General features: G+C 61.7%; 9 protein-coding genes. 2 read left to right on the forward strand and 7 right to left on the reverse strand.

The annotated features are described in order from the left end of the window. Positions 1-78: 78 nt before the first annotated feature. The 7 genes from PspR76_RS20425 to leuC form a co-directional block, all read right to left on the reverse strand. The gene (locus PspR76_RS20425; protein WP_159958184.1) at positions 79-2,646 is read right to left on the reverse strand and encodes a FimV/HubP family polar landmark protein; all 2,568 of its coding nucleotides are present in this window, start codon (positions 2,644-2,646) and stop codon (positions 79-81) included. Between the two features lie 161 nt (positions 2,647-2,807). Then, entirely contained in the window at positions 2,808-3,818 is a 1,011-nt protein-coding gene (locus PspR76_RS20430; protein ID WP_159958186.1) for an aspartate-semialdehyde dehydrogenase, read from the reverse strand. A 252-nt stretch (positions 3,819-4,070) separates the two neighbouring features. Then, positions 4,071-5,183 carry an aspartate-semialdehyde dehydrogenase gene (gene asd, locus PspR76_RS20435; RefSeq protein WP_058412147.1) on the reverse strand — a complete coding sequence of 371 codons (1,113 nt, stop codon included), beginning with the start codon at positions 5,181-5,183 and terminating at the stop codon, positions 4,071-4,073. 64 nt (positions 5,184-5,247) lie between these two features. After that, on the reverse strand, positions 5,248-6,330 hold the full coding sequence (leuB, locus tag PspR76_RS20440) for a 3-isopropylmalate dehydrogenase (RefSeq protein WP_159958188.1): 1,083 nt from the start codon (positions 6,328-6,330) through the stop codon (positions 5,248-5,250). A gap of 53 nt (positions 6,331-6,383) precedes the next feature. After that, entirely contained in the window at positions 6,384-7,148 is a 765-nt protein-coding gene (locus PspR76_RS20445) for a class I SAM-dependent methyltransferase (RefSeq protein ID WP_159958190.1), read from the reverse strand. Between the two features lie 147 nt (positions 7,149-7,295). Next, positions 7,296-7,940: a 3-isopropylmalate dehydratase small subunit gene (leuD, locus tag PspR76_RS20450; RefSeq protein WP_106576680.1), complete on the reverse strand. Its 645-nt coding sequence runs from the start codon at positions 7,938-7,940 to the stop codon at positions 7,296-7,298. Positions 7,941-7,950: 10 nt separating this feature from the next. Further along, positions 7,951-9,369, reverse strand: a complete 1,419-nt coding sequence (gene leuC, locus PspR76_RS20455; protein WP_159958192.1) for a 3-isopropylmalate dehydratase large subunit — start codon at positions 9,367-9,369, stop codon at positions 7,951-7,953. Positions 9,370-9,516: 147 nt separating this feature from the next. Here leuC and PspR76_RS20460 point away from each other — a divergent pair, with 147 nt between their 5' ends. Continuing rightward, the gene (locus tag PspR76_RS20460; RefSeq protein WP_159958194.1) at positions 9,517-10,407 is read left to right on the forward strand and encodes a LysR family transcriptional regulator; all 891 of its coding nucleotides are present in this window, start codon (positions 9,517-9,519) and stop codon (positions 10,405-10,407) included. A 66-nt stretch (positions 10,408-10,473) separates the two neighbouring features. Beyond that, positions 10,474-13,752 (forward strand): EAL domain-containing protein, encoded by a 3,279-nt coding sequence (locus PspR76_RS20465; RefSeq protein WP_159958196.1) that lies wholly within the window; start codon positions 10,474-10,476, stop codon positions 13,750-13,752.

Raw genomic sequence — 13,752 nt, forward strand, 5'->3', positions numbered from 1 at the left:
TCAATGCGGTGTTACGGATAAACCGAGTTGCCCGCATCGCAGGCAAGCCAGCTCACACATTTTTTCTGCGTTGCACCTTTAGATTTTACCGAGCATTTCCTTGGCTTCGCCGCGCTGGGTTTCGTCGCCTTCGGTCAGCACTTCGGACAGGATGTCCCGCGCGCCGTCAGTATCACCCATGTCGATGTAGGCCTGGGCCAGGTCCAGCTTGGTAGCGACCTCATCGGTGCCGGAGAGGAAGTCGAATTCCGGTTCATCAGCGCCCAACGCTGCATCTTCAGCGGTGAAGGAAGGCTCGATTGGCGGATGCTCCAGGCTCTGGGACAGACGATCCAGCTCGGCATTGACGTCGTCCAGCTCGGAGGCGAAGGCATCCGGCTTGGCCGACGCCGGCGCGGCCGGTTCTTCCGCCAGGGACAGGTCGAAGTCCTCCGGCAAGTCGAAATCATCCAGCGCGGCAGGCGTGAGGGTCGGCGGCTCAACCGGCGGCACGTCCTTCATCTGCTCTTCGAGGCCCGAGAGGAAGTCGTCGTCCGAGTGCGTGGAAGACGGCGCTTCCAACTGCAGGTCCAGATCGAAGTCCGACAGGTCATCCGGGCTGGCCTTGGCTTCGGTCTGGCGCTGAAGGACAGACTCAAAGCTCGGCTCATCTTCCGGGCGAACCACGGCAGGCGAAGCTGCTTCCAGATCGTCCAGGCTCAGGTCGAAATCGGTATCGAAGGCATCGGGTTCCGCCACCGGCGCGGCCGGCTTGTCTTCCAGCAAGTCCTTGACGTATTGCGCGTCCAGCGCTGCAGCGGCGACAGCGGCACTGACGCCCGCCGCCAACACGGCCATGGCCGGGAAGCGGCCTTTGAGCTGCTCGACCTGGGCATGGTTTTCACCATTGGCCACCAGTTGACGCTCCTGGGAGACGAACCCGTCTTTGTCGCCTTGCAGGCCGTACACTTCCATCAGTTTCAAACGCAGGTCGCTGCGCTTGGGCTCATGCTTGATGGCCTGCTGAAGGACGTCGGCCGCCTGGTTCAGGTGACCGCGATCAATATGGGATTGGGCTTGCGCCAGCGCATCGCTGGAATTCTGCGGGGCCACGGCAGCGGCCAGTGGCGACAGCACGGAAGCGACCGACGGCACCACGACCGGCTCAGCAACCGCAGCCGGGGCAGGTGCGGCCGCCAACTTGACGTTCGGCGGCGCCACTTCGAGGCCTTCGAAGCTGTCCGCTGGCAAGTCGTGATCAATGTTCGGCGAAAATTGCGGTTCTTCAGCCAGCGCCCGCGCCATCCGCAGGTGCTTTTCCTCTTCAAGGCGCGCATTGCGATGACGCGCCCACAGCAGCAGAAGCAGCAACACCAGCAAGCCGGCAGCACCGCCGATCACGCCGAGGACAATCGGATTGGTCAGCAGATCGTTGAATTTACCTTCGGTGGTGCTGGCAGTCGCGGTCTCTGGTGTGACCGGCTCGGGCGCAGGCGCCACAACGGCAGGCGCCGCCGCGTCAGAGGCCGGCGCGGTGGTCGCAGGCTCACCTGCCAACTGTGCGGGCATTGCCGCCGTTGCCGGGCTTCCGTTCGCCGCCTGCAGTTTGGCCAGCTGATCGTTTTTCAGTTGAATCAGCTTCTGCAATTTATCCAACTGGCTTTGCAGGTCCGCCGCCCGGCTTTTCAGCTCAGCATTGTCGCGGCGCGTGGTATCCAATTCTTCCTGGGTCATCGCCAGCTTGTCGCTCAGCGCATTACTGTCACCGACCTTGCCCTTCGCGCCTTTCTTGGCGGATTCGGCCGAGACCAGGCTCAAGTTGTCCTTGGTATTGGTGCTCGACGGCGCATCGCCAGCCTGGGTGCGCTTGGTCGCATCCAACTGCTGCTTGCCCGCGGCCTGGTTATTCGCGGTGCGACGCCCCTCGCGCCAGGCGGTGTTTTGCGCAGTCACTTCGGCAATCGCCTCGGGCTGCGGCAAACTGGTGGCTTGCTGGCGATCCGGCAGACGCAGGACCTGGCCGGTTTTCAGGCGGTTGATATTGCCGTCGATAAACGCATCCGGGTTGAGCGCCTGGATAGCCAGCATGGTTTGCTGGACCGAAGCCCCGTTGCGATTCTTCGCGGCAATTTCCCACAAGGTATCGCGCGAGGTCGTGGTGTGTTGAGCAGGCTTGCCGGCAGTGGGCGCAGCGTTGGCAGGCGCGTTTTTAGTCGGCGCACTCAAGCGCGGTGCCGGCGCGGCAGCGGTCGGCGCGGGTTGCTCGAACTTGGCCGGGTCGAGCAGCACGCTGTAGTCGCGCATCAGGCGACCATTGGGCCATTGCACCTGCAACAGGAAACGGACGTAGGAATCGGGCAGCGGCTTGCTGGACGTAACGCGCACCACACTGCGCCCGCTCGGGTTGACCACCGGGGTAAACGTCAGGTCATTGAGAAACGCCTGGCGATCCACGCCCGCGTCCACAAACGCCTGGTCAGACGCCAGGCTCGGGGTAATCTCGGAAGCCGTGAGGCCACCGACATCGAGCAATTCGATTTCCACCGACAACGGCTGGTTCAACTTCGACTTGAGGGTCATCTCCCCAAGCTGCAGCGCCTGCGCCATACCGGAGGACAGCGCCGAGGCGGCCGCTATTGCTAACACCAGTTTGCGAACTTGAACCATAGCCTCATCCTTTGTTTGAACACTCCCCGGCCTGCGAGAAGGTTGGTAACCGCTGCCATAAGGCATGGCGAGCCGATAGGTTACCGACGCGCTTCTGTTCCGCTTGGGGCCAAGCATAGCGCTTGGCTAGAATCAATCTACAAATTGGCGCCAAGTATCTTTTACGCAAGGCCTTTTATCAACAACTGCGCCAGTTGCACTGCGTTGAGTGCCGCGCCTTTGCGTACGTTATCTGACGTCAGCCACAGATTTAGTTCCGCCGGGTCGTCCACGCCCGCACGCACTCGGCCGACGTAGACTACATCCTGACCGACCGCATCCCCAACGGCCGTGGGGTAGTCGCCCTCCTCCACTAACTCGATACCCGGCGCTGCTTCAAGTGCGCGGTTGACCACAACGAGGTCGACCGGCGCGCCCAACTGCAATGACACAGTCAGGCTATCGCCAAAAAACACCGGGGCTTGAACGCAGGTTGCGGAAATCTTTAGCAAAGGCTTTTCCAACACTGCGCGCAGTTCGTGTACGAGACGTTTCTCCAAGGCTGTATGACCTTGGGCGTCTGGTGTGCCGACTTGTGCCAGCAAGTTGAAGGCCATTTGCCGATCAAAGAACTTGGGCTCCAGCGGGCGCACGTTTAACAACTCGGCAGTCTGCCGAGCCAGCTCGCTGACGGCCTCGCGGCCCTGGGCGGACACAGCCAGGTTGGCCGTAACGCTGACGCGCTGGATGTCCAGCAACCCGCGCAACGGCGCCAGGACCACCGCCAGGTTGGTCGCGGATGGGCTTGGACTGCCCAGCTGGAAGGGTTTTTTCAGCCCCTTGAGAATGTGCGCATTGGCTTCCGGCACCACTTGGGGTGCCTGATCGGCCGGCAAGGCGCCGGACAGGTCGATCACCGAGCAACCCGCCGCCGTGGCGCGCGGGGCGAAACTCAGGGTGACCGCCGGGCCGGCCGCGAAGAAGGCCAACTGGGCTTTTTTGAAGTCGAACTCATCGACTTCCCTGACCCGCACGTTCTTGCCGCGAAACGGCACTGAGGCGCCGGCCGAGTTACTGCCTGCCAGCAGGTACAGCGTGCCGACCGGGAAATCCAGCTCTTCGAGAATCTGCACCAGGGTTTCGCCTACGGTGCCGGTGGCGCCGATCACGGCGATTTCAAAGGTCTGGGTCATGGTGGCTGCCTCGGGCATTGCGGGGGGAGCGGCACTTTACCGGGTGGCTGGGGGTGAGGCAATTAACCTGGGGATCGCTGATCGTTCCCACGCTCTGCGTGGGAATGCAGCCAGGGACGCTCCGCGTCCAAAAAGCGGACGCAGAGCGTCCAGCAAGGCATTCCCACGCAGAGCGCGGGGAACGATCAAAAGCGCGCAATAAAAAACCCGCGCCTGTCACCAGTCGCGGGTTTTTCGTACAGCGCTAAGCGATCAACGCTCCAGCAAAATCCGCAGCATGCGGCGCAGTGGCTCGGCCGCGCCCCACAGCAGTTGGTCGCCAACGGTGAACGCGCCCAGGTACTGAGTACCCATGTTCAGCTTGCGCAGGCGGCCGACCGGCACATTCAGGGTGCCGGTGACCTTGGTCGGGCTCAGCTCCTGCATGCTGATATCACGGTTGTTCGGCACCAGCTTGACCCATGGGTTGTGCTGGCTGATCAGCCCTTCGATATCGGCAATCGGCACATCTTTGTTCAGCTTGATGGTCAGCGCCTGGCTGTGGCAACGCATGGCGCCGATACGCACGCAGATACCGTCCACCGGAATCGGGTTCTTGAAACGACCCAGAATCTTGTTGGTTTCGGCCTGGGCCTTCCACTCTTCGCGGCTCTGGCCGTTCGGCAGCTCTTTGTCGATCCACGGGATCAGGCTACCGGCCAATGGCACGCCGAAGTTCTCGGTCGGGTAGGCATCGCTGCGCATGGCTTCGGCCACACGGCGGTCGATGTCGAGGATCGCGCTGGCCGGGTCGGCCAGTTGATCGGCAACAGCGGCGTGAGTCGCGCCCATCTGCTTGATCAGTTCACGCATGTTCTGCGCGCCGGCACCGGAAGCCGCCTGATAAGTCATGGCGCTCATCCACTCGACCAGGCCGGCTTCGAACAAGCCGCCCAGGCCCATCAGCATCAGGCTGACGGTGCAGTTGCCGCCCACGTAGTTCTTGGTGCCGGCATCCAGCTGCTGATCGATGACCTTGCGGTTCACCGGGTCGAGGATGATCACCGCGTCGTCCTGCATGCGCAGGCTCGAGGCGGCGTCGATCCAGTAACCCTGCCAGCCGGCTTCGCGCAGCTTGGGGAAGACTTCGCTGGTGTAGTCGCCACCCTGGCAGGTCAGAATCACATCGAGGGTTTTCAACTCTTCAATGCTGTAGGCGTCCTTGAGCGGGGCGATATCCTTGCCCACGGACGGCCCTTGGCCACCTACGTTCGAAGTGGTGAAAAACACCGGCTCAATAAGATCGAAATCCTGCTCTTCCAGCATCCGCTGCATGAGCACGGAACCGACCATACCGCGCCAACCGATCAGACCTACACGTTTCATCGCAACTACACCTTGTTAAAAAGTGGGCCGCCTTGCAGCAACAACTGCAAGCGGGCCCGAGAGATTACAGATTCCGCAGCGCGGCGACTACTGCGTCGCCCATTTCTTGCGTGCCGATTCGGGTACAACCCTGTGACCAAATGTCACCGGTGCGCAAACCTTGATCCAGCACCAGGCTCACGGCCTTCTCGATGGCATCGGCGGCTTCGCTCAGGTTGAAGCTGTAACGCAGCATCATCGACACCGACAAAATCGTCGCCAACGGGTTGGCAATGCCCTGCCCTGCGATGTCCGGCGCCGAACCGTGGCACGGCTCGTACATGCCTTTGTTATTGGTGTCCAACGACGCCGACGGCAGCATGCCGATGGAACCGGTGAGCATCGACGCCTGGTCGGAGAGGATGTCGCCGAACAGGTTGTCGGTAACGATCACATCGAACTGCTTGGGTGCGCGCACCAGCTGCATGGCGGCGTTGTCGACGTACATGTGGCTCAGTTCGACATCCGGGTAGTCCTTGGCCACTTCTTCGACGATTTCGCGCCACAGTTGGCTGGAGGCCAGTACGTTGGCTTTATCCACCGAGCAGACCTTTTTGCCACGCACACGGGCCATGTCGAAACCGACACGGGCGATACGGCGGATTTCGCTCTCGCTGTACGGCAGGGTGTCGTAGGCCTGGCGCTCACCATTCTCCAATTCACGCACGCCGCGTGGCGAGCCGAAATAGATACCGCCGGTCAGTTCACGCACGATCAGGATGTCCAGGCCCGCGACCACTTCCGGCTTGAGGCTCGACGCATCGGCCAGTTGCGGGTAGAGAATCGCCGGGCGCAGGTTGCCGAACAGGCCCAGTTGCGCGCGGATTTTCAGCAGGCCGCGCTCAGGGCGGATGTCGCGTTCGATCTTGTCCCACTTCGGGCCACCCACGGCGCCGAGCAGCACGGCGTCGGCCGCACGGGCGCGGTCGAGGGTTTCGTCAGCCAGCGGCACGCCGTGTTTGTCGATGGCGGCGCCGCCGATCACGTCGTGGCTCAATTCGAAGCCCAGGCTGTACTTGGTGTTGGCCAGTTCCAGGACTTTGACCGCTTCGGCCATGATTTCCGGACCAATACCGTCGCCAGGGAGAATCAGAATCTGCTTGCTCATGCGTTCCTCATTTCATCAAGCGACCTGCCCGTGGGCAGGTCGGGAAAAGTTAATCAGCGTTCGGCAATCACCACCAGCACGTCGGTGCTGAAGGTGCCGTCGGCTTGAATTTCGTAATAATCGCGTACTTCCTGGCCCATCGCCTTTTGCAGCTCGAGGATGGCTGCGCGCAATACTTCTGGCGTGCGCATGCGCTCGACCCAGGAGGTGTATTCCAGGCGCAGGCGCTGGCGACTGCTGTTGCGCACGTGCAAACCGGATTCGCTGAGCTGCTGCATCCACTCGGCGGCGTCGTAATCGCGCACGTGGCTGGTGTCGCGCAGCACTTCGACGGTTTGCAGGTAAGTGTCCAACAGCGGGCTGCCCGGTGACAAGACATCCACAAACGCCGCCACGCCGCCCGGTTTGAGCACGCGGCGCACTTCGCGCAGGGCCACACCCAGGTCGCTCCAGTGGTGAGCCGAGTAACGGCTGAACACGAAGTCGAACTCGCCATCGGCAAACGGCAGGCGTTCGGCGGCGCCGTTTACGGTGCGAATGTTGTTCAGGCCACGCTCCACCGCAGCGGCGGCGACCACCTCGAGCATCTGCTGGGACAGGTCGTAGGCCACCACTTCATTAACCAGCGGTGCTACCTGGAAACTCACATGCCCGGCACCGCAGCCCAAGTCCAGCAGCCATGCCGCGCCCTGCCCGGCCAGTTCGGCCTGGAGCAGCGCAAATTCGGTGCCCTGGGCGTGCACGGCACTGCTCAGGTAGGCCGAGGCTTGCTCGCCGAATTGTTTTTGCACGACTTGGGTGTGGGCGGTGTTGGTCATGGTGAGCTTCCTTGAGACTTTTGTTGTTTGTACTGCCGTCTTCGCGAGCAAGCCCGCTCCCACATTCGACCGAGTTTCTTCAGTTGAAATGCAATCAAATGTGGGAGCGGGCTTGCTCGCGAAGGGGCCAGTCCGGTCTACATAGAATCAGGCATCGCGAAACAACCAGGGCTGGCTGGCCCGGTGCTTGGTTTCAAACGCGGCAATCGCATCGCCGTCCTGCAAGGTCAGGCCGATATCGTCCAGGCCGTTGATCAGGCAATGCTTACGGAACGCATCGACTTCAAAGTGATACACCTTGCCATCCGGACGGGTCACGGTTTGCGCAGCCAGGTCGACGGTCAGCTGGTAGCCGACATTGGCTTCGACCTGCTTGAACAACTCGTCCACTTCGGCATCGCTCAAGATGATCGGCAGCAAGCCGTTCTTGAAGCTGTTGTTGAAGAAGATGTCGGCGTAGCTCGGCGCGATGATGCTGCGAAAGCCATATTCTTCCAGCGCCCACGGCGCGTGTTCACGGCTGGAGCCGCAACCGAAGTTTTCCCGCGCCAGCAGCACGCTGGCGCCTTGGTAACGCTCGGCGTTGAGCACGAAATCCTTGTTCAGCGGGCGCTTGGAGTTGTCCTGGTAGGCGTAGCCCACGTCGAGGTAGCGCCACTCGTCGAACAGGTTAGGGCCAAAGCCGGTGCGCTTGATCGACTTCAAGAACTGCTTAGGGATGATCTGGTCGGTGTCGACGTTGGCACGGTCCAAAGGGGCGACAAGGCCAGTGTGTTGAGTAAAAGCACGCATCGGGTATTCCTCAGATCAATTCGCGAACGTCGATGAAACGACCGTTGACGGCAGCGGCAGCGGCCATGGCCGGGCTGACCAGGTGAGTACGCCCGCCGGCGCCCTGACGCCCTTCGAAGTTACGGTTGGAGGTGGACGCGCAATGCTCGCCCGACTCCAAACGGTCCGGGTTCATCGCCAGGCACATGGAGCAGCCCGGCTCGCGCCATTCAAAACCGGCTTCGAGGAAGATCTTGTCCAGGCCCTCGGCCTCGGCTTGCGCTTTGACCAGGCCCGAGCCCGGCACCACGATGGCTTGCTTGATGGTCGAGGCGACTTTGCGGCCCTTGGCAATGACCGCCGCCGCGCGCAGGTCTTCGATCCGCGAGTTGGTGCAGGAACCGATAAACACGCGATCCAACTGGATGTCGGTAATCGCCTGGTTGGCTTTCAAGCCCATGTACTTCAAGGCGCGTTCGATGGAGCCACGCTTGACCAGGTCGGCTTCTTTAGCCGGGTCCGGCACATTCTGGTCGACGGCCAGGACCATCTCCGGCGAAGTGCCCCAGCTGACTTGCGGCTTGATCTGCGCAGCGTCGAGTTCGACCACGGTGTCGAACACCGCGTCGGCGTCGGAGACCAGGTCTTTCCAGGCTTCGACCGCAGCGTCCCAATCGGCGCCTTGCGGGGCGAATGGGCGACCTTTGACGTATTCAACGGTTTTTTCGTCCGCCGCCACCATGCCCACGCGGGCACCGGCTTCGATGGACATGTTGCAGATGGTCATGCGGCCTTCGATGGACAGGTCGCGAATCGCGCTGCCGGCGAACTCAATGGCATGGCCGTTACCGCCGGCGGTGCCGATTTTGCCGATTACGGCGAGCACGATGTCTTTGGCGGTTACGCCGAACGGCAACTTGCCTTCGACTTTAACCAACATGTTCTTCATCTTTTTGGCGACCAGGCACTGGGTGGCGAACACATGTTCGACCTCGGAGGTGCCGATGCCATGGGCCAAGGCGCCGAACGCACCGTGGGTGGAGGTGTGGGAGTCGCCGCAGACCACGGTCATGCCCGGCAAGGTGGCGCCCTGCTCCGGGCCGATCACGTGGACGATGCCTTGCCGCACGTCATTCATCTTGAATTCGGTGATGCCATATTCGTCGCAATAGTCGTCGAGGGTTTGCACCTGCAAACGCGAGACCTGGTCGGCAATGGCTTCGATGCCGCCCTTGCGCTCAGGCGTGGTCGGCACGTTGTGGTCCGGGGTGGCGATGATCGAGTCGACGCGCCAAGGCTTGCGCCCGGCCAACCGCAGGCCTTCGAACGCTTGGGGCGAGGTCACTTCATGGATGATGTGACGGTCGATATAGATCAGCGACGACCCATCATCGCGCCGTTTCACTTCATGGGAATCCCAAAGCTTGTCGTAAAGCGTTTTGCCGGCCATCAGTCGGTCCTCATCATCGATGTTTCTATGCCCCGGGCCTTGAGACATTCAATAACCCTTTGGCTTGTGAGGCTGATGGTATGGCGCTACATTAAATAACTCAAATTCATATTTTTTATGCTTTGGATTACCAACTGGAATACCACAATGGACTTGGCCAACCTCAATGCCTTTATTGCCATCGCCGAGACCGGCAGCTTCTCCGGCGCCGGTGAACGCCTGCACCTGACACAACCGGCCATCAGCAAACGCATTGCCGGGCTGGAACAGCAATTAAAGGTGCGTTTGTTTGATCGCCTGGGCCGTGAAGTCGGCCTGACCGAGGCTGGGCGCGCACTGTTGCCGCGCGCGTATCAGATTCTGAATGTGCTGGATGACACCCGTCGCGCGCTCACCAACCTGACCGGCGAAGTCAGCGGCCGCCTGACTTTGGCCACCAGCCACCATATCGGCCTGCACCGCCTGCCGCCGATCCTGCGCACCTTTACCCGTGAGTATCCCGATGTGGCGCTGGATATTCAGTTCCTCGATTCGGAAGTGGCCTACGAAGAAATCCTCCATGGCCGCGCCGAGGTCGCCGTCATCACCCTGGCGCCCGACCCGCACAATTTGGTGCGTGCCACACCGGTGTGGGATGACCCGCTGGATTTCGTGGTCGCCCCCGAGCACAGCCTGACCGGCAACGGCACGGTCAACCTGGCCGATATCGCCAGGCACCCGGCGGTGTTCCCGGGTGGCAACACCTTTACACACCATATCGTCAGCCGGCTGTTCGAAGCCCAGGGCCTGACGCCGAACATCGCGATGAGTACTAACTATCTGGAAACTATCAAGATGATGGTATCCATCGGCCTGGCCTGGAGCGTCTTGCCGCGCACCATGCTCGATGATCAGGTGGCAAGTATCGCTTTGCCGGGCATACAACTCAGTCGCCAGCTAGGCTATATCGTGCACACCGAAAGGACGCTGTCGAACGCTGCGCGGGCTTTTATGAGCCTATTGGATGCACAGGTCGATCTGCCAGGGATACCGGCGTGAAGCTGTGCGGCCTCAAGGTCTGAGTAAAACCGCGCCGAACGCCCATTGAGCCAAGGCCCTTTGATAATGCGCAACCCCGTCGATTCAGTGCCACCCCTGCCCCGCATTTACGCCCTGGACCCACAAGAGGCGGAACAAAGCTGGGACAGCGCCCCGCAGTTGCTGGCAGCCCTCAATGCTGCCCGCCTGGGTGCGTGGTGCTGGGAAATCGACACCGGCAGGATAAGCTGGTCACGGGGCACCCAGTCGCTGTTCGGCTTCGATCCCCGCCAACCCTTGCCCAAGGACCTGGATTACCTGGACCTGCTGGCACCGTCGGATCGCGCGCGGGTGGTACGGGCCTTTCACGCGGTGCTGGCAGGCGAGCCGTTCGAGCAGGCCATGCACCACCACATCCAGTGGCCGGACGGCTCTCACCACTGGCTGGAAATCAACGGCAGCCTGGCACCGGACAAGACCGGCCGGCGCCGCATGATCGGGGTGATTCGCGAAACCACCCGCCAACGCGAGCGCGAGCGCGCCCTCAGCCACTCGGAAAAACGCTTCGCCACGCTGTTCCACCTGTGCCCCAATATGGTCCTGCTGACCCGCCAATCGGACGGCCGGATCAGCGAGGCCAACCAGTATTTCGAGATGCTCTTCGGCTGGCCGGTGGCTGACGTCATCGGCCGCACCACCCTCGACCTCGGCCTGTGGCGCCACCCGGAGCAACGCGCGCTGCTGGTCAAGGCCACGCAGCGCAAGGGCGAACCGATCAGCATGGAGGTGCAGTTTTGTGCGAGCAATGGCCAGATTCACGATGGCACCCTCAGCGCCCAAAAGGTCGAGCTGGAAGGCGAGGCCTACTTGGTCAGCACGTTTCTGGACACCACCGAACGCAAAAATGCCGAACAGGCCTTGAAAGACAGCCAGGAGCGCCTCGACCTCGCCCTGGACTCGGCGCAGCTGGGCACCTGGGACTGGCATATACCCACCGGCATGCTCTACGGCTCGGCGCGTGCCGCCCAACTGCACGGCCTGCCGCCCGAGCCATTCCACGAATCCTTCGATGCGTTTTTTGAAGGCATGTCCGATGACGACCGCGAGGGCATGCGCAACGCCTATCGCAGCCTGCGCGAAGGCCCCGAGGGCAACTATCAGTTGACCTACCGCGTGCTGGCCGAAGACGGCAGCCCGCGGTTCCTGGAAAGCCGTGCACGCCTGTATCGCGACGATGCCGGCAAACCACTGCGCATGGCCGGCACCCTGCTGGACATCACCGACCAGGTGGAACGCGAACAGCGGCTGACCGCATCTGAAGAAAAATTTGCCAGCCTGTTCCAGGCCAGCCCCGATCCGATCTGCGTCACGTGCCTGGAAAACGGTGCGTTTATCGAAATCAACCCGGCCTTTACCCAGACCTTTGGCTGGACCGCCGCCGAAGTGATCAATAGAAGCGCCGAGCAGATCGGCCTGTGGGATGACTCGAGCAAGCGCCTGCAGCGGATCGAACAAGTGATTCGCGAGCAGGCCCTGAGCAATGTGGCCATCGTGGTGCATCACAAAACGGGCCAAAGCCTGACCTGCGTGATCTCCAGCCGCTTGATCAAAGTTGGCGACCAACCGTGCATCGTCACCACCTTGCGCGATATCACTCAGCAGCAACGTTCGGAAGCGGCGCTCAAGGCCAGTGAAGAGAAGTTCGCCAAAGCCTTCCATTCCAGCCCCGACGCGATCTCCATCACCGAGCGCGACACCGGCCGCTATGTCGAGGTTAATGACGGCTTCTGCCGCCTGACCGGTTATCGCGCCGAAGAGGCGATTGGCCTGACGCTGTACCAGATCGGCATCTGGGCCGATGAGAACCAGCGCGCCGCCTTATTGGCCGAGCTGCAGATCAAGGGCCGCATTCACCACCTGGAAATGCTCTGGCACAACAAACGCGGTGAAGTGCTGGCCGTGGAGGTCTCGGTAGAACCCATCACCCTGAATGAAACCCCGTGCCTGCTGCTGACCGCGCGGGACGTGAGCCTGCTGAAAAACGCCCAGGCGCAGATTCGCCACCTGGCCTACCACGACCCGCTGACCAACCTGCCCAACCGCGCCTTGCTGATGGACCGCCTGAGCCAGCAGATCGCCCTGCTCAAACGCCATAACCTGCGCGGCGCCTTGCTGTTTCTGGACCTCGACCACTTCAAGCACATCAACGACTCCCTCGGCCACCCGGTCGGCGACACGGTGCTGAAAATCGTCACGGCGCGGCTGGAAGCCAGCGTGCGCATGGAAGATACCGTCGCGCGCCTGGGCGGCGATGAGTTTGTGGTGTTGCTCAGCGGCCTGGACGGAACGCGCGCGCAAGTCAGCGCCCAAGTGCAGGAATTGGCCGATACCTTGCGAGAATTGCTCTCGGAACCGATGTTCCTCGACGGCCACCGCCTGCAGGTCACGCCGAGCATTGGCGTGGCGCTGATTCCGGACCATGGCTCCACACCGGCGGACCTGCTCAAGCGCGCCGACATTGCGCTGTACAGGGCCAAGGACTCGGGCCGCAACACCACGCAGATGTTTCACAACAGCATGCAGAAAACCGCCAGCGAACGCCTGCGCATGGAGACCGACTTGCGCCTGGCGCTGTCACGCGGTGAGTTCAGCGTGCATTACCAACCCCAGGTGGACGCGCGTGGCAATCGCATCATCGGCGCCGAAGCCCTGGTGCGCTGGCAGCATCCGCAACTGGGCGCGCAGTCGCCCACCGAATTTATCAAGGTGCTGGAGGACAGCGGCCTGATTCTGGAAGTCGGCACCTGGATTCTCGACGAAGCCTGCGGCGCCTTCGCGAAATTGATTGCCGAGGGGCTGGTGGACCCGCTGAATTTCAGCCTGTGTGTGAATATCAGCCCCCGGCAGTTTCGTCAGAATGACTTTGTGGAACGGGTGGAACGCAGCCTTGACCAGCACAACCTGCCCCACAGCCTGCTGAAACTGGAAATCACCGAAGGCATCGTGATCCAGAACCTGGACGACACCGTGGCCAAGATGCGCCGCCTGAAAAAAATCGGCGTGAGCTTTGCCATGGACGACTTCGGCACCGGCTATTCATCACTGACCTACCTCAAGCGCCTGCCGGTGGATGCGCTGAAGATCGACCAATCCTTTGTACGCGACGCCACCCATGACCCCAACGATGCCGAAATCATTCGCGCCATTGTGGCCATGGCCCGCAGCTTGAACCTGGAAGTGATCGCCGAGGGCGTGGAAACCCCGGAGCAACTGGCATTCCTGCAAAAGCTGGGCTGCCATTTGTTCCAGGGGTATTTGCACAGCCGGCCACTGCCGATCGAGGAGTTCAGGCGGTTGCTGGAGTAA

Source organism: Pseudomonas sp. R76 (genome assembly GCF_009834565.1).
GTDB lineage: Bacteria > Pseudomonadota > Gammaproteobacteria > Pseudomonadales > Pseudomonadaceae > Aquipseudomonas.

Excerpts from the sequence above, each read along its gene's own strand:
- PspR76_RS20425 (WP_159958184.1), bottom strand. The coding sequence starts at position 2,646 with ATGGTTCAAGTTCGCAAACTGGTGTTAGCAATAGCGGCCGCCTCGGCG.
- PspR76_RS20430 (WP_159958186.1), bottom strand. The coding sequence starts at position 3,818 with ATGACCCAGACCTTTGAAATCGCCGTGATCGGCGCCACCGGCACCGTA.
- asd (WP_058412147.1), bottom strand. The coding sequence starts at position 5,183 with ATGAAACGTGTAGGTCTGATCGGTTGGCGCGGTATGGTCGGTTCCGTG.
- leuB (WP_159958188.1), bottom strand. The coding sequence starts at position 6,330 with ATGAGCAAGCAGATTCTGATTCTCCCTGGCGACGGTATTGGTCCGGAA.
- PspR76_RS20445 (WP_159958190.1), bottom strand. The coding sequence starts at position 7,148 with ATGACCAACACCGCCCACACCCAAGTCGTGCAAAAACAATTCGGCGAG.
- leuD (WP_106576680.1), bottom strand. The coding sequence starts at position 7,940 with ATGCGTGCTTTTACTCAACACACTGGCCTTGTCGCCCCTTTGGACCGT.
- leuC (WP_159958192.1), bottom strand. The coding sequence starts at position 9,369 with ATGGCCGGCAAAACGCTTTACGACAAGCTTTGGGATTCCCATGAAGTG.
- PspR76_RS20460 (WP_159958194.1), top strand. The coding sequence starts at position 9,517 with ATGGACTTGGCCAACCTCAATGCCTTTATTGCCATCGCCGAGACCGGC.
- PspR76_RS20465 (WP_159958196.1), top strand. The coding sequence starts at position 10,474 with ATGCGCAACCCCGTCGATTCAGTGCCACCCCTGCCCCGCATTTACGCC.